This window comes from Streptomyces sp. CT34 (genome assembly GCF_000805335.1).
Lineage (GTDB): Bacteria > Actinomycetota > Actinomycetes > Streptomycetales > Streptomycetaceae > Streptomyces.
The window spans coordinates 6,121,272-6,139,532 of the sequence record NZ_KN708638.1; the positions used below are offsets into that span (position 1 = coordinate 6,121,272).

Annotated in this window: 13 protein-coding genes and 1 pseudogene; 8 read left to right on the top strand and 6 right to left on the bottom strand. The window is 71.9% G+C overall.

The window, feature by feature from the left end; translation table 11 throughout:
* Positions 1–45: 45 nt before the first annotated feature.
* Positions 46–2,919: a vitamin B12-dependent ribonucleotide reductase gene (locus RZ84_RS26770; protein WP_043266469.1), complete on the top strand. Its 2,874-nt coding sequence runs from the start codon at positions 46–48 to the stop codon at positions 2,917–2,919.
* Positions 2,920–3,266: 347 nt separating this feature from the next.
* Here the strand turns inward: RZ84_RS26770 and RZ84_RS26775 are convergent, their stop codons facing one another.
* Positions 3,267–4,124, bottom strand: coding sequence for an alpha/beta fold hydrolase (locus tag RZ84_RS26775; RefSeq protein ID WP_043266471.1), 858 nt, complete (start codon positions 4,122–4,124; stop codon positions 3,267–3,269).
* Positions 4,125–4,573: 449 nt separating this feature from the next.
* Positions 4,574–5,872, bottom strand: a complete 1,299-nt coding sequence (locus tag RZ84_RS26780) for an MFS transporter (protein WP_052230168.1) — start codon at positions 5,870–5,872, stop codon at positions 4,574–4,576.
* Positions 5,873–6,038: 166 nt separating this feature from the next.
* Between RZ84_RS26780 and RZ84_RS26785 the strand changes: the two genes are divergently transcribed.
* Positions 6,039–6,632 carry a CGNR zinc finger domain-containing protein gene (locus RZ84_RS26785; protein WP_198540055.1) on the top strand — a complete coding sequence of 198 codons (594 nt, stop codon included), beginning with the start codon at positions 6,039–6,041 and terminating at the stop codon, positions 6,630–6,632.
* 123 nt (positions 6,633–6,755) lie between these two features.
* Here RZ84_RS26785 and RZ84_RS26790 read toward each other — a convergent pair whose 3' ends face one another.
* Positions 6,756–7,277 carry a TerD family protein gene (locus RZ84_RS26790; RefSeq protein ID WP_043266473.1) on the bottom strand — a complete coding sequence of 174 codons (522 nt, stop codon included), beginning with the start codon at positions 7,275–7,277 and terminating at the stop codon, positions 6,756–6,758.
* A 614-nt stretch (positions 7,278–7,891) separates the two neighbouring features.
* Between RZ84_RS26790 and RZ84_RS26795 the strand changes: the two genes are divergently transcribed.
* Positions 7,892–8,497, top strand: coding sequence for a YdbC family protein (locus RZ84_RS26795; RefSeq protein ID WP_078894224.1), 606 nt, complete (start codon positions 7,892–7,894; stop codon positions 8,495–8,497).
* Between the two features lie 50 nt (positions 8,498–8,547).
* Here the strand turns inward: RZ84_RS26795 and RZ84_RS26800 are convergent, their stop codons facing one another.
* On the bottom strand, positions 8,548–9,294 hold the full coding sequence (locus RZ84_RS26800) for a TetR/AcrR family transcriptional regulator (protein ID WP_043266478.1): 747 nt from the start codon (positions 9,292–9,294) through the stop codon (positions 8,548–8,550).
* Positions 9,295–9,411: 117 nt separating this feature from the next.
* Here RZ84_RS26800 and abc-f point away from each other — a divergent pair, with 117 nt between their 5' ends.
* The 5 genes from abc-f to RZ84_RS26825 all read left to right on the top strand — a co-directional run bounded on the left by abc-f (position 9,412) and on the right by RZ84_RS26825 (position 14,653).
* Positions 9,412–11,031, top strand: a complete 1,620-nt coding sequence (gene abc-f / locus RZ84_RS26805; protein ID WP_043270919.1) for a ribosomal protection-like ABC-F family protein — start codon at positions 9,412–9,414, stop codon at positions 11,029–11,031.
* 322 nt (positions 11,032–11,353) lie between these two features.
* Positions 11,354–12,013: a histidine phosphatase family protein gene (locus tag RZ84_RS26810; protein WP_043266480.1), complete on the top strand. Its 660-nt coding sequence runs from the start codon at positions 11,354–11,356 to the stop codon at positions 12,011–12,013.
* 10 nt (positions 12,014–12,023) lie between these two features.
* A complete protein-coding gene (locus RZ84_RS26815; RefSeq protein ID WP_043266482.1) occupies positions 12,024–12,932 on the top strand; it encodes an ADP-ribosylglycohydrolase family protein in 909 nt (302 codons plus the stop codon).
* A gap of 302 nt (positions 12,933–13,234) precedes the next feature.
* Positions 13,235–13,936 (top strand): ribonuclease HII, encoded by a 702-nt coding sequence (locus RZ84_RS26820; RefSeq protein ID WP_043266484.1) that lies wholly within the window; start codon positions 13,235–13,237, stop codon positions 13,934–13,936.
* Between the two features lie 66 nt (positions 13,937–14,002).
* The gene (locus RZ84_RS26825) at positions 14,003–14,653 is read left to right on the top strand and encodes a hypothetical protein (protein ID WP_043266487.1); all 651 of its coding nucleotides are present in this window, start codon (positions 14,003–14,005) and stop codon (positions 14,651–14,653) included.
* Between the two features lie 579 nt (positions 14,654–15,232).
* On the opposite strand, the pseudogene RZ84_RS41765 reads toward RZ84_RS26825, so the two are convergent.
* A pseudogene (locus RZ84_RS41765) lies at positions 15,233–15,772 on the bottom strand (hypothetical protein); the annotation flags it as partial.
* Between the two features lie 304 nt (positions 15,773–16,076).
* Complete coding sequence (locus RZ84_RS26835) at positions 16,077–18,242, bottom strand: RecQ family ATP-dependent DNA helicase (protein ID WP_043266491.1); 2,166 nt, start codon at positions 18,240–18,242, stop codon at positions 16,077–16,079.
* Between the last annotated feature and the right edge of the window lie 19 nt (positions 18,243–18,261).

The following is an 18,261-nucleotide window of genomic DNA, read 5'->3' on the forward strand; positions in this document are numbered from 1 at the left end:
GAATGAGTGTGCACATATGGGCGTTTGCCTATACAGGGAGGCGGAATGACAGAGACGACGAGCGGCCCGGCACGAGGCTCCCGCGCCAAGGGCAGCAAGGCGAGCAAGGGTCTGCGTATCGAGCGCATCCACACCACCCCCGGCGTGCATCCGTACGACGAGGTCGAGTGGGCGCGCCGTGACGTCGTCATGACCAACTGGCGCGACGGCTCGGTCAACTTCGAGCAGCGCGGCGTCGAGTTCCCCGAGTTCTGGTCGGTGAACGCGGTCAACATCGTCACGAGCAAGTACTTCCGCGGCGCGGTGGGCTCCCCGAACCGGGAGTCGAGCCTGAAGCAGCTCATCGACCGGGTCGTCAAGACGTACCGGAAGAGCGGCGAGGAGAACGGTTACTTCGCCTCCCCGGCCGACGCCGAGATCTTCGAGCACGAGCTGGCCTACGCCCTGCTCCACCAGATCTTCAGCTTCAACTCCCCGGTGTGGTTCAACGTCGGAACCCAGCAGCCGCAGCAGGTCAGCGCCTGCTTCATCCTCTCCGTGGACGACTCCATGGAGTCGATCCTGGACTGGTACAAGGAAGAGGGGATGATCTTCAAGGGCGGCTCCGGCGCCGGCCTGAACCTCTCCCGTATCCGCTCTTCCAAGGAGCTGCTCTCCTCCGGCGGCAACGCCTCCGGCCCGGTCTCCTTCATGCGTGGCGCCGACGCCTCCGCCGGAACGATCAAGTCCGGTGGCGCCACCCGCCGCGCGGCCAAGATGGTCGTCCTCGACGTCGACCACCCCGACGTCGAGGCGTTCATCGAGACCAAGGTCAAGGAAGAGGAGAAGATCCGCGCGCTGCGTGACGCGGGCTTCGACATGGACCTGGGCGGCGACGACATCACCTCCGTCCAGTACCAGAACGCCAACAACTCGGTCCGCGTGAACGACGAGTTCATGAAGGCCGTCGAGTCCGGCGCCAAGTTCGGGCTGCGCGGCCGGATGACCGGCGAGGTCATCGAGGAGGTCGACGCCAAGGGGCTGTTCCGCAAGATGGCCGAGGCCGCCTGGGCCTGCGCCGACCCCGGCATCCAGTACGACGACACCATCAACCACTGGCACACCTCGCCGGAGACGGGCCGGATCACCGCGTCCAACCCGTGCAGCGAGTACATGCACCTGGACAACTCCTCGTGCAACCTCGCCTCGCTCAACCTCCTGAAGTTCCTCCGCGACGACGACCAGGGCAACCAGTCCTTCGAGGCCGCGCGGTTCGCCAAGGTCGTCGAGCTGGTCATCACGGCGATGGACATCTCGATCTGCTTCGCGGACTTCCCCACCCAGAAGATCGGCGAGACCACCCGCGCCTTCCGCCAGCTGGGCATCGGCTACGCCAACCTCGGCGCCCTGCTGATGGCCACCGGCCACGCCTACGACTCCGACGGCGGGCGCGCGCTGGCGGGTGCCATCACCTCCCTGATGACAGGCACCTCCTACAAGCGCTCCGCCGAACTGGCCGCGGTCGTCGGCCCGTACGACGGCTACGCCCGGAACGCCGACGCCCACAAGCGCGTCATGAAGCAGCACTCTGACGCCAACGGCAGCGCGGTGCGGATGGACGACCTGGACACCCCGGTCTGGGCCGCCGCCACCGAGGCATGGCAGGACGTGCTCCGCCTCGGTGAGAAGAACGGCTTCCGCAACGCCCAGGCGTCCGTGCTGGCCCCGACCGGCACCATCGGCCTGATGATGGACTGCGACACCACCGGCGTCGAGCCGGACCTGGCGCTGGTCAAGTTCAAGAAGCTGGTCGGCGGCGGCTCCATGCAGATCGTGAACAACACGGTCCCCAAGGCGCTCAAGCGGCTCGGCTACCAGCCCGAGCAGGTCGAGGCGATCGTCGCGCACATCGCCGAGCACGGCAATGTCGTCGACGCCCCCGGCCTCAAGCCGGCGCACTACGAGGTCTTCGACTGCGCCATGGGCGAGCGCTCCATCTCCCCGATGGGCCATGTCCGCATGATGGCCGCGGCCCAGCCGTTCCTCTCCGGCGCGATCTCCAAGACGGTCAACGTCCCGGAGTCGGCCACCGTCGAGGAGATCGAGGACGTCTACTTCCAGGGCTGGAAGCTCGGCCTGAAGGCGCTCGCGATCTACCGCGACAACTGCAAGGTCGGCCAGCCGCTCTCCGCCAAGAAGAAGGAAGAGGAGAAGAAGGCCGAGGCCGCCGAGCAGGCCACGGAGAAGAAGGTCGTCGAGTACCGCCCGGTCCGCAAGCGCCTCCCCAAGGGCCGCCCGGGGATCACCACCTCCTTCACCGTCGGCGGTGCCGAGGGCTACATGACCGCCAACTCCTACCCGGACGACGGTCTCGGCGAGGTCTTCCTGAAGATGTCCAAGCAGGGCTCGACCCTCGCGGGCATGATGGACGCCTTCTCCATCGCGGTGTCGGTCGGCCTCCAGTACGGCGTGCCGCTGGAGACGTACGTCTCGAAGTTCGTCAACATGCGCTTCGAGCCGGCCGGTATGACCGACGACCCGGACGTGCGGATGGCGCAGTCGATCGTCGACTACATCTTCCGCCGCCTGGCGCTGGACTTCCTGCCGTTCGAGACCCGCTCGGCACTGGGCATCCACTCCGTCGAGGAGCGCCAGCGCCACCTGGAGACCGGTTCCTACGAGCCGGCCGAGGACGAGGTCGACGTCGAGGGCTTGGCCCAGTCCGCCCCGCGCCAGACGGAGTCCACCCCGACGGTGAAGATCGTCGAGGAGTCCGCCGCGCCGGCCCCGAAGGAGGCGCACACCAACGCCGAACTGGTCGAGATGCAGCTGGGCATCAACGCCGACGCACCGCTCTGCTTCTCCTGCGGCACGAAGATGCAGCGGGCCGGCAGCTGCTACCTCTGCGAGGGCTGCGGCTCCACGAGCGGCTGCAGCTGACGGCGCACGCTCCCCGGCGCGTACGCAGGTACGCAGCCGGTGGGCATGAGCCGGTGTGAAGCGCCGGCGTGACGAGCCGACCAGGGCGGTGGAACCGGGGATCCGGTCTCCACCGCCCTGGCTTCTTTCCGCGGGGCCTGCCGGGGGGAGCCCGAGCCGGGCAGCGCTCCGGCGGGGCTGGTCTGCGGACCCGGTCTGCGGGCCCGGTGTGGTGTGAGTCGGTGCCGTGCGCTCTGCATCCCCGGACCGGAATTCCTTGTCGGCGGGAACGCTGCCGGCGGGAATCCGGTCGGTGGGAATCCCGCCGGTAGGAATCCTCGGCGCCCGGTCGGGGTGCTTCTCCCGGTTTATCGGCCGGGTTTCCCTGCCGAGAGGAATTCCTCGACGGTCCGGGTGAAGCGGTGAGGATCGTCGAGCCAGGGGTAGTGGCCGGCGTCCCGTTGGACGGCCAGTTCGGCACCGGCGAGCAGTTCGGCGATACCGGCGGCGACGCGGGGGAGCGGGCCGCTGTCCTTCTCACCCGCGAGGACCAGGACCCGCGCATCCCATGAGGCGAGGGCGGCACGTGCCGCGGCCGGGTCGAAGGCACCGGAGGAGGCATAGATCTCCGCGGCCGGTTCGTTGGTCTGCGCCACTTCGCGGGCGGCGTGGGCCGCGGCGACCGCGTCCCAACGGCCGTAGAAGAACGGGGCGATGGCGTCCCATTCCTTGTCCGTCGCGGAACCGGCCCACACGGCCTCGTAGGCGGCGTACGCCTCCGAGAACCACGGTTCGGCCGACCGCAGCGAGGCCGCCTCCCGGCGGTGCTCCTCGGTGAAATCGATGCCCACGGCCCGCGCGCGGGCCGTGATCAGCGCGAGCGAGCGGACACGCCGCGGGTACCGGGCCGCGTAGAGCAGTGCGAGATCACCGCCCGCGGAGTGCGCGAGAAGATCGACGCGGTCCGTGCCCAGGTGAGCGCGGAGCGACTCGACATCGTCGACCTGCCGGTCGCAGCGGTACGTTGCCGAGTCGGCGGGGATGGCGGAGCCGCCGGTGCCGCGCAGATCGAGCATGATCAGCCGGCGGTGCCGGGACAGCCCACCGAGATCGCCGAGATAGGCGGCGGCGCGCATGGGCCCACCGGGAATACAGAGCAGCGGTTCGCCTTCCCCCTGTTCCCGGTAGGCGAGTTGGGTCCCGTCGGGAGCGCTGAACGTGGGCATGACGCCATCTTTGTGGGGGCTGGCGATCACAGCAAGGGGATGGGGAAATTACCTGCCGGCGCCGTGCTGCTGGCCGGGATTGCGCATAGTGTCCTGGGGGTGGGGCCCTCGGCCACCTTGGCTTTTGACTGCCGTCTTCTCGACGCCCGGGACGTGCGCCCGTGAACTCCTCCGTGAGTCCCGGAACTCCTCAGAGGGTCGTGAATCCCTTCGCGTGTCCGTGATTTCCCTGCCCGTGGACTCTCTGCCGTGACGGGCTGTCCGGCTGCGGGATTTCCGTCCGTGGGCTGCTGTCTGCGGGATTTCCGTCCGTGATTTTCCGTTCGTGATGCGGCAGTTGAGGTACGGGGGTCGGCGTGGCGTGCAGGGTGACTCGGCCGGGTCGTCGCGCCGCCGTGAGCTCCCCTCCGCTCGCGCCGGAGCATGCCACGGGATGCCGCAGAGGACGGCTATCGGGCCGCGCGAGAGCGGGCTTCCGGAAGTCGGTCTGCCGGACCAGGGGAGCGGCGCGTGGCCGAGCGGGCACGTGCGTGGAGCAGCGCGGCGGCGAGCTGGAGGGCGGCAATCGCCAGCAGTGGTACGGGCGGTGGCAGCGGGGCGGCCAGTCCGGCGAGGGCCGCCCCGCAGGCCGCCGCCGTGATCTTCAGGCCCGCCCCCAGGGTGAAGACCTGGGCCCGTACGCGCGCCGGGGCGTGATCCGCCCGGATCCGCAGCGTCGCGGTCAGGAGCGGGCCGTCGAAGAGCCCCGCGAGGACGAACAGCGCCACGATGGCCGGCGGCGCCGGTATCAGGGCCGCGCCTCCCAGGGACAGCCCGGTGCCCAACAGGGCGGCGGTGGCCTGGTGTTGGACCGGAATGCGCGGTTCCCGGCGGGCCACGGCCAGGGAGCCGGCGAGTGCCCCGATGGCGAACGCGGTCATCAGGGCGCCACCGCTTCCCGGGCCGCCCCGATAGGCGGCGAGCAGTACCGTGGCGGTGGTCAGCCCGCCGATCCCGACGAATGCCAGGCAGGTCGCCGCGGTGATCGCCCGCAGCTCCGGGATGCGCCGTACGGCCGCGAGGCCCGTCGTCAGATCGGACCGCAGCGTGGTCCGCGCGGCGGGCGGGATCAGCGCCGGGGACGTTTCCGGGACCGGCGCCGGGAACTCTCCTGCGGGACGTACGCCGGCAAGCGCGTGCCCGTAGGGGAGCCCGGTGGCCAGTACTGCGGCAGTGGCTGCCGCTCCGGCGAGCAGCCACATCGCGGGACCCGGCCCGGTCAGCCCGGCGATCACACTGACGACCGCGGGTCCGGCCACCGACGCGGCGTTGTAGACCGCCGCATCCCGTGCGTAGGCGCGGTCGCGCGGGGTGCCTGCCGGCACCAGGAGGGCGATCAGCCCCGACAGCCCACCGGAGACCACCGGGCCGCAGCAGCCGCCGAGAAGGGCTGCGGCCAGGGTCACGGGGGCGGGAGCGCGCCCCAAGAGCAGTGCCAGCGCCGTGATGGCCGCGGCGAAGCCGCCCAGCGCGCCGGCGTGGAAGAACCGCGGCCTTCGCGTCCGGGCGGCGACGGCGCCCACCAGGGGAGCGGCGAGGACGTGCGGTGCCATCCAGGCGGTGAGGGTGTACGCCCCCTGGGCCGTGCTTCCGGTGCGGGCGAGCGCCAGCAGCACCACGGCCACGCCCGTGCCTTCCTCGGCGAGCCGCGCGAGGAAGGCCGTGGCCGGATAGAGCCTTAAACCGGTGGGGAGTTGGGGTGTGCGCACGGCGATTCCTCCACGGGCGGCGGGAAGCAGACGGCAGGTGACGAGCAGGTGTAACGGGTTAGGGAGGTAAAACGTTACACTGAGTCTGAGAGGTCGGACCTCGACGACGGCACGGAGATCATCCGAGGGGTCACCCGGGAATCGGCAGCGGAGGAGAAGGGTCGCCATGACCGCTATCAGTGGCACCGCAGAGCACGGCTTCCGGCCTGTGGACCGGCTGATCGACCTGGCGAACGCCGTGCGCGCCGCACCCGGCCTGCCGCGTACGGCCCTCGTCGAACTCCTCGCGCGCCACGGCGAGAGCCCGGACGATCTCACCGACGAGGCGTTCCCGCCGGATGACGCCGATGCCCTGCGCGCCGCCGCGGCCCGTATCGCGCACCTCCTTGCGGAGACCGACGTCGACCGGGCCGCGCTCGCCATCAATGCGCTGCTGGCCGAGTGCGGCGCCCGTCCGCATCTCTCCCGGCACGGCGGCCACCCGTGGCACCTCCACGTGGACCGGGGTGATGACGCGAGCTGGGCCGACTGGTTCCTGGCCTCAAGTGCCCTCGCCCTGGCCCAGGTTCTGACCGAATACGGCCGCATCCCCTGGGGCGAATGTGCCGCGGCCGGCTGCGCAACCCTCTATTCGGGCGTCGGCCCGGGAAGCGCCCGCCGCTATTGCTCGGCCACCTGCGCCTCCCGGGAACGGGTCGCGGCACACCGCCGCCGTAAAAGGCAGGAGGCTGCGGGAACGAAACGTGAGAGCAAGACGTGAGAGCAAGAGCGGCCGAACGAAGGGGAGCTGAACGAGGGGAGGGGACTCGGTCGATCGCTGCCCCCGTCCGTACCGGCCCATTCCGTCATCAACGGCGTCGCTCAGCTACGCATCAGCCGCCCTTCAGCCGCCCATGAGCCCGGCGAACGTGTCCGGGTCGGCGTCGAACCCGCGTATGACGGGGTGGAACCGCCATTCGCCCGCCGCGTCCCGGGAGAATTCGGCGACCGCCGCCGCGGTGGCCTCCGCGACTTCGGCGAAGTCGTTCTCGGCCAGCTGGTGGTACCCCTCGCGCACCACGACAACGGTGTTCTCCACCTCGCCGAAGACCTTCCGGCCGTCGGTCTGCTGGATGAGCACGCCCACCACGACGCGGGAGTAGTTTTCGGACAGCCGGTTCAGTTCCAGCGTCAGGACCTCGTCGGCACCGAACCCCTGGCCGGTCCGGCTGTCCCGGTTGAGGGTGATGGTTCCGTCGGGCGACCGGCTGTCGAAGTGCACCAGATATGCCGGCTCGCCGTGCGGCGCGTCCGCCCGGTACGTCGCCGCGATGATGTCGAGGTCAATGTCCGGATCACCGATGGGGCTGGGGTCCCACCCCAGCGATACCTCGACCTTGTCCATGCCTTTGTTGAGCGTGCTCACCGGGCTCCCCTTCCGTCAGCTCCCGTGGCGCAGCTCGCCCGCACGTATGCGGGCAACTCCTAAGGATTTCCCCTTGTTTGCCATGGTGCCACGCAAAGGCGTTCCGCGGACGAGGCGAACTTCCCCTGTGGAAAAACCCGTTACGAGCAGTACCGCCGACGTGAAAGCGCCGACCCGACGAGGGGAATTCGTGCGGCGTGATCCCCGGGAACACGGCGATGGGACGCGACCCACAGGAGGCGACCGACCGCCGGGAGACCGGCCGTCCGTTCCTGGGGAGGGCGGGCACGCAGGGCGGGCACGCGGGCACCGCTCCGTCGGGCCGGGCTGCGGAGGTGCACGGCGGCGAGACCCGTCGGCTCGGCCCGCCGCGGTGGCGGTGCCCACAGGGGGTGGTGAACGGCTCCCGTATGGCGTGCGGCTCGTCGGGCGCTCCTACCGGTCGGGCGCTGCTACCGGGGGGATCTGTCCCGGGGAGGCCGGGGAGGCCGCGGAGGCGGGCGAGCGGCGGCCGGGCTCGCCTGCCCCATCGATCCGCGTCCGTAAGGCAGTTCGGGGTGGTCACCGTGTGACGCGCAGCTATTCGTTGTGCTTATGGGCCGTACGATGGCGCGGTGCTGGTCAAGTGGATTCGCCTCACCGTTGTGGACCGTCGAGGGTTCGAGCGGGGGCAGCGGAAATGGGCGGGGCTGCTGGGGGAGCCAGGGTTCCGCGGGCAGGCCGGGGGGTGGAGCCGGGGGCGCCCGGGAGTGGCGCATCTGGTCGCCTTCTGGGAGAGCCGGGCGTTCTACGACTCCTTCATGGCGCGCTCCCACGACCGGCTGGCCGCCTCCCAGGTCGGCACCTACAAGGACAGCCAAGTCCGGCTGTTCGAGCATGAATTCGACGTAAAGGTCGGTTTCCGGCCGGCGTTCGGCGACGCGGATGTGCTGCGGCTGGCGCACTGCCAGGTGCGCCAGGACCGGGTGGACCACTTCGTCCTCATGCAGGAGAAGGTCTGGAACCCGGCGATGGCCGGTTCGCCGGGCATGCTGCGGGGGATGGTCGGCCGGGCCCCCGGTGAGGAATTCCTGGTCCTGTCGATGTGGCAGTCCGCCGCCGAGCGTGGGAAATACCGGCCGGAGCGGGTGGAACGGCTGGCGCTGCGGGCCCAGATAGCCGCGGACGTCCGCGCGATCGCGGGCGACGTGGTGCAGCTCGAACCGTCCTGGACGGTGTGAACGCATCGCCGGCCGGAGCGCCGCGGCGGTGAACGCCTCGGCTGGTGCGGTCAGCCGGCGGTGCCGGGGGAGCCGTCGCCCGAGGCTGCCGCGGCCGGCTGTTCCGCGGTGAAGACGCCCGCGCGGGCGGCGGCCAGGGTTGCCGCCGCGGCCTGGTCGGCGAGTGCCGCATCGACCGGCTCCCGGCTGATGAACAACCGGAAGAACAGCGGCGCGGAGACCGACCGGACCAGTGCGCCGGCGTCGATGGCGGCTTCCTCGGGGGAGCCGGGGAGGGGCTCGCGCCCGGTCAGCTCGCCGCGGTCGACGGCGCGCTCCACGATGGCTTCGCAGCGCGCGAACCGCTCGGTGTAGTAGGCGCGCAGCGCGGCGGCGGCCCGTTCCGACTGGAAGGCGGCTGCGATGATCGCGGACCCCGAGGCAGCCACCGCCGGGTCGGCGAACGAGGCGACGACCTCGTGCGCGAGCGCCCGCAGGTCACCCTCGAAGGAACCGGTGTCTGGCGGGGTCCAGGTGTCCTCGCCCGCCAGGTCCAGGGCGTCGGCCACCAGTCCCTCGACGTCGCCCCAGCGGCGGTAGAGCGTCGTCTTGTGCACACCGGAGTGCTCGGCGACGTATTCGACGGTCAGCCCGGGATAGCCGTGTTCGGTGAGGCCGGTCAGTACGGCGTCGCGGACGGCGGCCCGGGTGCGGGCGGTGCGTCCGCCGGGGCGCCGGGTGCCGGGGGTGGGCGCGGTCGCGGGCGTACCGCTGCCGGGTTCCGCTCCGGCCTGCTTCTTCTCGTCCTCGCCAGTCAATTGCAACTCCCGTTGCGTTAGTGAGTACTCCTGTGTCATCATCAGCGTAACGCAACATGAGTTGCGTTTGTGGGCTCCGGGGTGCCCGGAGTGCCGCGGCATCACCTGGAGGTTCCCTTGCCCACCCAGATTTCGTTGCACGACGTCACCAAGTCCTATGCCGACCGACTGTTGCTCGACGGTGTCTCGCTGTCGATCCGTCCCGGTGACCGGGTCGGGATCGTGGGGGAGAACGGGGCCGGCAAGTCCACGCTGCTCCGCATCATCGCGGGCATCGAGCAGCCCGACGAAGGCCGTACGTCGCTCAGCGCCGACGGCGGCGTCGGCTACCTCGGACAGACCCCCGACCTCCCGCCGGACCACACCGTCCGGGACGCGATCGATGCGGCCCTGGCCGAGCTCAGAGCCATTGAACGCCGGCTGCGCGCCCTGGAGTCCGGCCTGGGCAGCGCCGGGACCCGTGGGCTCGACGAGTACGGCGACCTGCTCACCCTCTTCGAACTCCGCGGTGGTTACGAAGCCGACGCCCGCGTCGCCAAGGCGCTGCACGGCCTGGGCCTGGAGGAGCTGGACCACGACCGGCGGCTCGGCAGCCTCTCCGGCGGCGAACAGGCTCGGCTGGGGCTCGCCTGCCTCATCGCCGCATCACCGGAGGTCATGCTCCTCGACGAACCGACCAACCACCTCGACGCGACCGCCCTCGACTGGCTGGAAGACGCCCTGCTCGCCCACCGCGGCACGGTCCTGGCCGTCTCCCACGACCGGCTTTTCCTCCAGCGCATCGCCACCACGATCGTCGAGGTCGATGCCGACCGCCGCGGCCTCGTCCGCTACGGCGACGGCTATGGCACCTTCATCGCCACCAAAGCCGCCGCCCGCCGCCGCTGGGAGCAGGACTACGCCCGGTGGTGCGACGAGATCGACCGGCTCACCGCGTACGCGGCGGGCACGGCGCACGGCGTCGCCCAGGGACGGCTCATGAAGGACAACAACAAAATGGCCTACGACCGGGACGGGGGCCGCGTCCAGGCATCCGTCTCCAGCAGGGTCCGTAACGCCCAGGAGCGATTGCGCCGGCTCCGCGAGGAGCCGGTCCCCAGACCGCCCGAGCCGCTCCGCTTCCGCGCGGCGCCCGGCGTCGGCGAGGCCGAGGGCACCCTCGTCCAGCTCGACGGGGTACGGGTCGGCGCCCGGCTCGCGGTGGACTCGTTCACCGTGGGTGCCGGCGAGCGGCTGCTGGTCCACGGCGCCAACGGCGCGGGCAAGTCCACGCTGCTGCGCGTCCTGGCCGGCGTCACCGAACCGGACCGCGGCACGGTCGTCCGCCGAGGACGCATCGGATTCCTGGCCCAGGAAATACCGGTCTCCCGCCCCGCCGAGCCGCTGCTGACCACCTTCAGCCGGGGCCTGACCGGCGACGCCGAAGAACTGGCCGGCCTTCTCCTGTCCTTCGGACTGTTCCGGGAGCGCGATCTCCGGGTGCCGGTCGGGGCACTCTCCGCCGGCCAGCGCCGCCGCCTGGCCCTGGCCCGCCTGCTCTCCCGGCCGGCGGATCTGCTGCTGCTCGACGAGCCGACCAACCACCTCGCCCTCGCCCTCGTCGAAGAACTGGAGGAAGCCCTGGCGGCATGGCCCGGTGCCCTGGTCGTCGTCTCCCACGACCGCCTGCTCCGCCGTCGCTTCGCGGGCCGCCCGTACGAGATACGCGACGGCCGCCCCGTTCTCGTCCCCTGCTGACCGGCCGGCACCGGAATGCACCGGCGAGGGGCTGTGCGCGACGGCGGACACGTCAGCACCCGAGGACAGCGGCCCCCGAGGACAGCAGTAAGAGAGCGGCGGCACCTGCGGACAGTGGGACGGAGAGGCAGCAGGGCGGAAAGCCGTAGTGGTTATGGGAAGTCCCCGGAAGTAGCCGGAAGTCCCCGGACCGGCCACGGAAGTACGGAGCACACGGCATGAACGGAAAGGAACATCGTGCGGTCGAGACGACACCGGCGGCCAGAGGCCGGCCGGGCGGCCGGATGCGGCATGTACAGGGCAGCGGATTTAGGCTGGCGGCATGGCCCGGCCCCGACGCATTGTCCTCATCCGCCACGGAGAGTCCGAGGGCAACGTCGACGACACCATCTACGAACGCGAGCCCGACCACGCGCTCTCCCTGACCAAGACCGGTATGCGGCAGGCCGAGGAAGCCGGTGTGCGGCTGCGCGAGATGTTCGGCCACGAACGGGTCTCCGCCTATGTGTCGCCGTACCGCCGCACCCACCAGACCTTCCGGCTCCTCGGCCTGGACCCCGGCAGGGTCCGTGTCCGCGAGGAGCCCCGGCTGCGCGAGCAGGACTGGGGAAACTGGCAGGACCGCGACGACGTACGCCTCCAGAAGGCATACCGCGACGCCTACGGTCACTTCTTCTACCGCTTCGCCCAAGGAGAGTCCGGCGCGGATGTGTACGACCGGGTCGGGGCGTTCCTGGAGAGCCTCTGGCGCAGCTTCGAGGACTCCTCCCACCCACCGAACGTCCTGATCGTCACGCACGGCCTCACCATGCGCCTGTTCTGCATGCGCTGGTTCCACTGGACGGTCGCGGAGTTCGAGTCGCTGTCCAATCCGGGCAACGCGGAATGGCGCACCCTGCAGCTCGGCCCGGAAGGCCGCTACTCCCTCGATCGCCCCTTCGACCGCTGGTGTGAACCGGAGCCATATGGGGTCACCGGTTAGAGTGCCACCGATGACCGCCGACCATCGTGACGCCGACCGCTGGGCGCGGGCTCTGGCGAGCCTGCGCGGGCTCGCCGTGGGCGACGCCCTCGGATCGCAGTTCTTCGTCCCCGCCCACTACCCCGCCCTCAAGCGCCGCGAGCTGCCTCCCGGCCCGTGGCGGTGGACCGACGACACCGAGATGGCCTGCTCCGTCCTGGCCGTGCTCACCACCCACCACCGCGTCGACCAGGATGCGCTGGCCCGCTCCTTCGCCGACCACCACGACGTCGACCGCAACTACGGCCGGGCCGTCGACCGGATGCTCCGGCTGATCCGCGAGGGCGAGGACTGGCGCGAGCTGGCATCCGGCCTCTTCAACGGCCACGGCTCCTGGGGCAACGGTGCCGCCATGCGCATCGCCCCCCTCGGCGCCTGGTACGCCGACGACCCGGAACAGGCCACCCACCAGGCGGAGATCTCCGCCTACATCACCCACCAGCACCGCGAGGCCGTCGTCGGTGCGATGGCCGTGGCCGCCGCGGCAGCCCTGGTCGCCGACCCGGCGCGTGCCCTCGGCCCCGCGGAACTCCTCGACGGTGTCCTGGCCCTGATCCCGCGCAGCGCCGTACAAGCCGGCCTGCGCCGGGCCCGCGACATGCTCGACTACGCCGACCCCGGCACCGTCGCCGCCGTCCTGGGCTGCGGTCGCCGCACCAGCGCCCATGACACCGTGCCGTTCACCCTCTGGGCCGCGGCACGGAACCTCGGCGACTACGAGAAGGCTTTCTGGACCACCGTCCGCGCCGGCGGCGACGTGGACACCACCTGTGCCATCGTCGGCGGCATCATCGCGGCGTCCCCCGGTGGCGACCCGCCCCAGGCGTGGTGCGACGCCACCGAACCCCTCCCGTCCTGGGCTCCCGGCTCCGCCGCCTGACCGCCCCCCCCGCGGGACGGTGTCCCGGCGCGCCCGCGCCGGCCGCCCACGACATGATCGCCACCCGTCGGCGCCCGCCGGCCCACACCACCAACAGGCCCCGTCGAAGGGCGACTTCACGCCTGCGCGGGCGCCTGCCCGCGCCCGTACCGGCGCCTGCGCCGCCCCGTCCGCGCGCGCCGCGCATACCCGCCGGTAAGTAAGTGGAGCCGTCCCGTCCGCGCCCCCTCCGCAACCGTCCGCCATCAGGTCGGGATCCGATGCGGACGACTGGGCCGAATAGGCGTAACCTGGCTGGCGCCATGCCGTACGAGCCTCCCACCCATACCGTCGAGCGATCACTGCGCGCCAAGACGGGCGCCAGGATCGTCGCAGGGATCGACGAGGTCGGGCGCGGAGCCTGGGCCGGCCCGGTCAGCGTCTGCGCAGCCGTCACCGGACTGCGCCGGCCGCCGGATGGACTCACCGATTCCAAACTGCTGACCCTCAAGCGCCGCACCGAACTCAGCGAGGTGCTCGCCGACTGGGTCACCTCGTACGCCCTGGGGCACTCCTCACCGGAGGAGATCGACGCCCTGGGAATGACCGCGGCGCTGCGCCTCGCCGCCGTACGCGCCCTGGAGGCGCTGCCGGTCCGACCGGACGCGATCATCCTCGACGGCAAGCACGACTACCTGGGCGCGCCATGGCGGGTCCGCACGGTCATCAAGGGCGACCAGTCCTGTATCGCGGTCGCCGCCGCGTCCGTGATCGCCAAGGTGCGACGGGACGCGATGATGGCCGAACTCGGCCTGGAATACGCCGACTTCGGCTTCGCGGCCAACGCCGGCTACCCCTCGCCGACCCATCGCACCGCCCTGGAGGAGTACGGTCCCACGCCGCACCACCGACTGTCGTGGTCCTACATGGACGCACTGCCCCGGTGGCGGCATCTGAAGAAGGTGCGCATCACCCCCGAAGCAGCCGCTCTGGAGGCCGGTGGCCAACTCGGCTTCGACTTCTGAGCGGTGCGGGCATGAATTCGGTACCCACTGACGTGTCCCGCACCTACGTTTGATAGACATCCTTTTATGCCTCTCATCCCCGAGGAGCCTCAGATTCACGAGAGTGTCCCGGGTCCCCGCGCTACTCCGGCCGCCGGCCGCACCGCGCCGACCCCCCGTCCTGTCCCTGGTCCCGGTCCCCGCCCCGCCCCGCCGCGTGGCGCTCCCGCGTCCAGTGCCCGTCCGGGCAAGCCCGGACCCGCTGCCCCGCCGCGTGGGCCTGTCGCCGGTCCGCCGGCGCAGCGCACCGGCTCGCCGCAGCCCCCCGCCGCCGAGACCGGCAGCGCCACGGGAACCCAGCTCCAGCTGATCCCGGCGCCCGCCGGGGGCGCCGTCGACGCCGCGGACGAGGCTGTCGACCTGCTCCTGGACTCCGGGCGCGCACCCGGCGAGATCCTGGTGCTGACCACCGGTGAGAACCACCCGTGGGCGGCCCACGAACTGTCCTTCGGCGAGGCGTCCTACTGGGCCCAACACGACGCCGCGGACGACGTGTTCTACGCGGACGCCGCCGCCGAACGCGCCGCCGGGCGGCCCGTGGTGATCGTCGCCGTCAACGGCGGTACCGACGAGACCGCCGCACGGGCGCTGCCCGCCGCGATGGCCCGTGCCGGAACGCTGCTGATCGTCTGCGGTGACCCGCAGCGGATCAACACCGCTCTCGGCGCGAACGCCTGACCGCCGCGGGCCCGACGCAGCCCGCCGGCCCCCGAGGCCGGTCGGGCGCGTTCGCCTGCCCGGACGCGTCCGGTAGCCGCGAGCCGGGTATCCGCGGCGGCCGGACCGCTCCGGTCAGCGCGCCGCCGTGTGCCGGTGCGCCTCGGCCGCGCCACCGCCCCGCCGCCGTGCCCCGCGGCCACCGCTGTGCGGCTGCTCGGGCGGCGGCCCGGTAGGCGTCTGAAGGGCGGTGCGCCGCGAGGACGCGGCGGCCGTGCCGGGCGGGCGAAGCTGCGCGGCGGGCAGCACCTCCTGCGCACCCGGTGCCTCCATCGGGGGCGCGACGGCCCCGGGGGGCACCGGCGGTGCATCCGTGAACGGTGGTGCCGTACCGGTCGCTTGCGTACGGGCGGCCGCCGTACCGGGCGATGCGGTGCGCCTCGGCTCCGTACGCGGCGCCGTCCCAGGCCCCGGCACCGGCTCGCCAACAGGTGCATCCGGCCCGGTTTCGGTATGGCGCAAAACCGTGCCACCGGCGCCGGTGGCCGCGCCTGCCGCACCACTCCGCGCCCCCATCCGCGCCCCGTCCGGACCGCTCCGGGGCTTCTCCGCGGCGGACGCCCGCGGGCACCGCCCGCCCCGCCCCTCGCCCAGCACCTGCCAGCGGTCCCGGGTGAGCGTGATGTAGGCGCCACAACGGAGACCGTGCAGGGTGCAGGCGTCGCGCAGCCCCCACATCCACGCGCCGTCCGCCTCCGTCCAACGAAGCTCGCCCGCACGGCAGTAGAGCAGTACCGCCGTCCGCACCGGGACGCGCAGCCGCAGGTCGTGCGGGATGATCCGGCGCAGCTGCGTCAGCAGCGCATTGCGGAACTCCCAGCCGTCGGGAGCCACCGCGGACTGGGTGAACGACGCGCTGGCGGTGACCCGCTCCTCGGGGTCGAGCACCGCCACAATGGCCGTGGCGAGCCCGGGGAGATGCCGTGCGTGCAGACCGGCGACCACCTCACGAGGGTTGCGCAGCAGCGGAATTCCGGCCGAGGCCCACTCCGCGGGCTCCAGCATCCGCCCCAGCCGGGCGGTGGAATCGGTGGACGCGGGGCGGGACACATACGGGGGCTGGGCGAATCCGAAGGTCATCGTCCTCCCTTCGTCTACGCGTCCGCGCTTCGGGTGGCGGCGCGGCACGCGAGCGCACCGCGACACGGCCCATCCGCACCGCGAACGGCCGGATACGGGGAGCCACTTCAATTCTTGCGGTTCGTACAGGCATGCGGCAACGAGCAATTCCCCCGCACGGCCGGAATGAACCGGTCCGCCGCCGGTATCCCTGCCCGCCGCACCCGCCTCTGATGCCCGCCGCCTCCCTTCCTTCTCCCCAGGCCCCGGCCGTACGGAGCGCACGCCCCGCCCGCTCACCGACGGGACAACGCCTCGCCCGGAACTAGCCCTGCACGGCCAGAACCAGCGGAAACACCCCCTCGGCCCCGGCTCCGCGCAGCAGCCGGGCGGCCACCGCCAGCGTCCAGCCGGTGTCCGCGTAGTCGTCCACCAGGAGCACCGGGCCGCCGGCCGACGCCAGCGCCCGGGCGAGCTCCGGCGGCACGCTCAGCGAGCTGTGCAGCGCCCGCAGCCGCTGGGCGCTGTTGCTGCGCGGAATCCTGCCCTCCGGACCGTCGTCCGGCGACCCCACCGTGCCCAGGAACGGCATCCGGCCCACCGAGGCGATCCGCTCGGCCAGCGACCGGATCAGCTGCGGGCGGCTGCGCGAACCGAGGCAGACGACGCCCACGGGGCGGGCCGGTGCGTCCGCCGCGCCCGAGGCCCAGCCCCCGGGGCCCTTGGCCCAGTCGGCGAGGACCGTGACCACCGCGGCCGACACATCCTCGGGCACCGGACCGTCCGGGGCCTGCGCTGCGAGCATCGGCCGCAGCCGGTTGCCCCACCCGATGTCCGACAGCCGCCCCAAAGCCCGTCCGGTAGCGGCCAGTTCACCGGCCGGGATGCGGCCCTTGAGGTCGATGCCGACCGCCGGCAGACCCGTGGGCCACATCCGCCGCGGCTCCACCTCCACACCGGGGCGCCCCAGTTCGCCGCGCGCCGCGTCCAGCGACGCGGCGGACACCTCGGTGCCGAACCGCGCCCCCGTGCAGTTGTCGCACCGGCCGCACGGGGCCGCCGCCTCGTCGTCCAGCTGCCGCCGCAGAAACTCCATCCGGCAGCCGGTCGCCGCCGCGTACTCCCGCATGGCCTGCTGCTCGGTCTCCCGCTGCCGCGCCACCCACGCATAGCGCTCGGCGTCGTACGACCACGGCCGCCCGGTGGACGTCCAGCCGCCCTTGACGCGCTGGACGGCGCCGTCCACGTCGAGCACCTTGAGCATGATCTCCAGCCGGGAGCGGCGCAGTTCGACCTGCGGCTCCAGCGCCGGCAGCGACACCGGCCGACCGGCCGCCGCGAGCACGTCCAGCGTCCGGCGCACCTGCTCCTCCGGGGGGAACGCCAGCGACGCGAAGTACTTCCAGATCGCCTCGTCCTCCCGGCCGGGCAGCAGCAGTACCTCGGCATGCTCGACGCCGCGGCCGGCACGGCCCACCTGCTGGTAGTACGCGATGGGCGACGACGGCGAGCCCAGGTGCACCACGAACCCCAGGTCGGGCTTGTCGAAGCCCATCCCCAGGGCCGAGGTCGCCACCAGCGCCTTGACCCGGTTGGCGAGCAGATCGTCCTCGGCCTGCTGGCGGTCGGCGTTCTCCGTCTTGCCGGTGTACGAGGAGACCGTGTGCCCCCGGTGGCGCAGGAACGCCGTGACCTCCTCGGCGGCGGCGACCGTGAGCGTGTAGACGATCCCGGAGCCCGGCAGCTCGTGCAGATGGTCCGCGAGCCAGGCGAGCCGGTGCGCCGCGTCCGGCAGCGGCAGCACGCCCAGACTCAGGCTCTCCCGGTCCAGCGTGCCGCGCAGCACCAGTGCCTCTCCGGTGCTCTCGCCCGTCCCCAACTGCTCGGCGACATCGGCCGTCACCCGGGCGTTCGCGGTGGCCGTCGTGGCGAGCACGGGCACACCGGGCGGGAGGTCGGCGAGCATCGTGCGCAGCCGGCGGTAATCCGGCCGGAAGTCATGGCCCCAGTCCGAGATGCAGTGCGCCTCGTCGACGACCAGGAGGCCGGTGGCCGCCGCGAGCTTGGGCAGCACCTGTTCGCGGAAATCGGGGTTGTTGAGCCGCTCGGGGCTCACCAGCAGCACATCCACCTCGCCGGCCGCCACCTCGGCCTGGACGGTGTCCCACTCCTCGGTGTTGGCGGAGTTGATCGTGCGCGCGCGGATACCGGCCCGCGCGGCCGCCTCGACCTGATTACGCATCAGCGCGAGCAGCGGAGAGACGATCACGGTCGGACCGCTGCCCCGCTCGCGCAGCAGCGCAGTCGCGACGAAATAGACCGCGGACTTCCCCCAGCCCGTGCGCTGCACGACCAGGGCGCGGCGGTGGTCGGCGACCAGCGCCTCGATCGCCCGCCACTGATCCTCGCGCAGCCGGGCGTCGCCGCCGGGATCCCCGACGAGTCGGCTCAGGACGGCATCGGCTGCGGCACGCAGGTCTTCGTTGCTCATGCCCCCATGCAACCCGATG

Bases quoted from the DNA above. Each gene is read 5' to 3' on its own strand.
- RZ84_RS26770 (WP_043266469.1), top strand. From the start codon at position 46: ATGACAGAGACGACGAGCGGCCCGGCACGAGGCTCCCGCGCCAAGGGC.
- RZ84_RS26775 (WP_043266471.1), bottom strand. From the start codon at position 4,124: ATGCCCACGTTCAGCGCTCCCGACGGGACCCAACTCGCCTACCGGGAA.
- RZ84_RS26785 (WP_198540055.1), top strand. From the start codon at position 6,039: ATGACCGCTATCAGTGGCACCGCAGAGCACGGCTTCCGGCCTGTGGAC.
- RZ84_RS26810 (WP_043266480.1), top strand. From the start codon at position 11,354: ATGGCCCGGCCCCGACGCATTGTCCTCATCCGCCACGGAGAGTCCGAG.
- RZ84_RS26815 (WP_043266482.1), top strand. From the start codon at position 12,024: ATGACCGCCGACCATCGTGACGCCGACCGCTGGGCGCGGGCTCTGGCG.
- RZ84_RS26820 (WP_043266484.1), top strand. From the start codon at position 13,235: ATGCCGTACGAGCCTCCCACCCATACCGTCGAGCGATCACTGCGCGCC.
- RZ84_RS26825 (WP_043266487.1), top strand. From the start codon at position 14,003: ATGCCTCTCATCCCCGAGGAGCCTCAGATTCACGAGAGTGTCCCGGGT.
- RZ84_RS26835 (WP_043266491.1), bottom strand. From the start codon at position 18,242: ATGAGCAACGAAGACCTGCGTGCCGCAGCCGATGCCGTCCTGAGCCGA.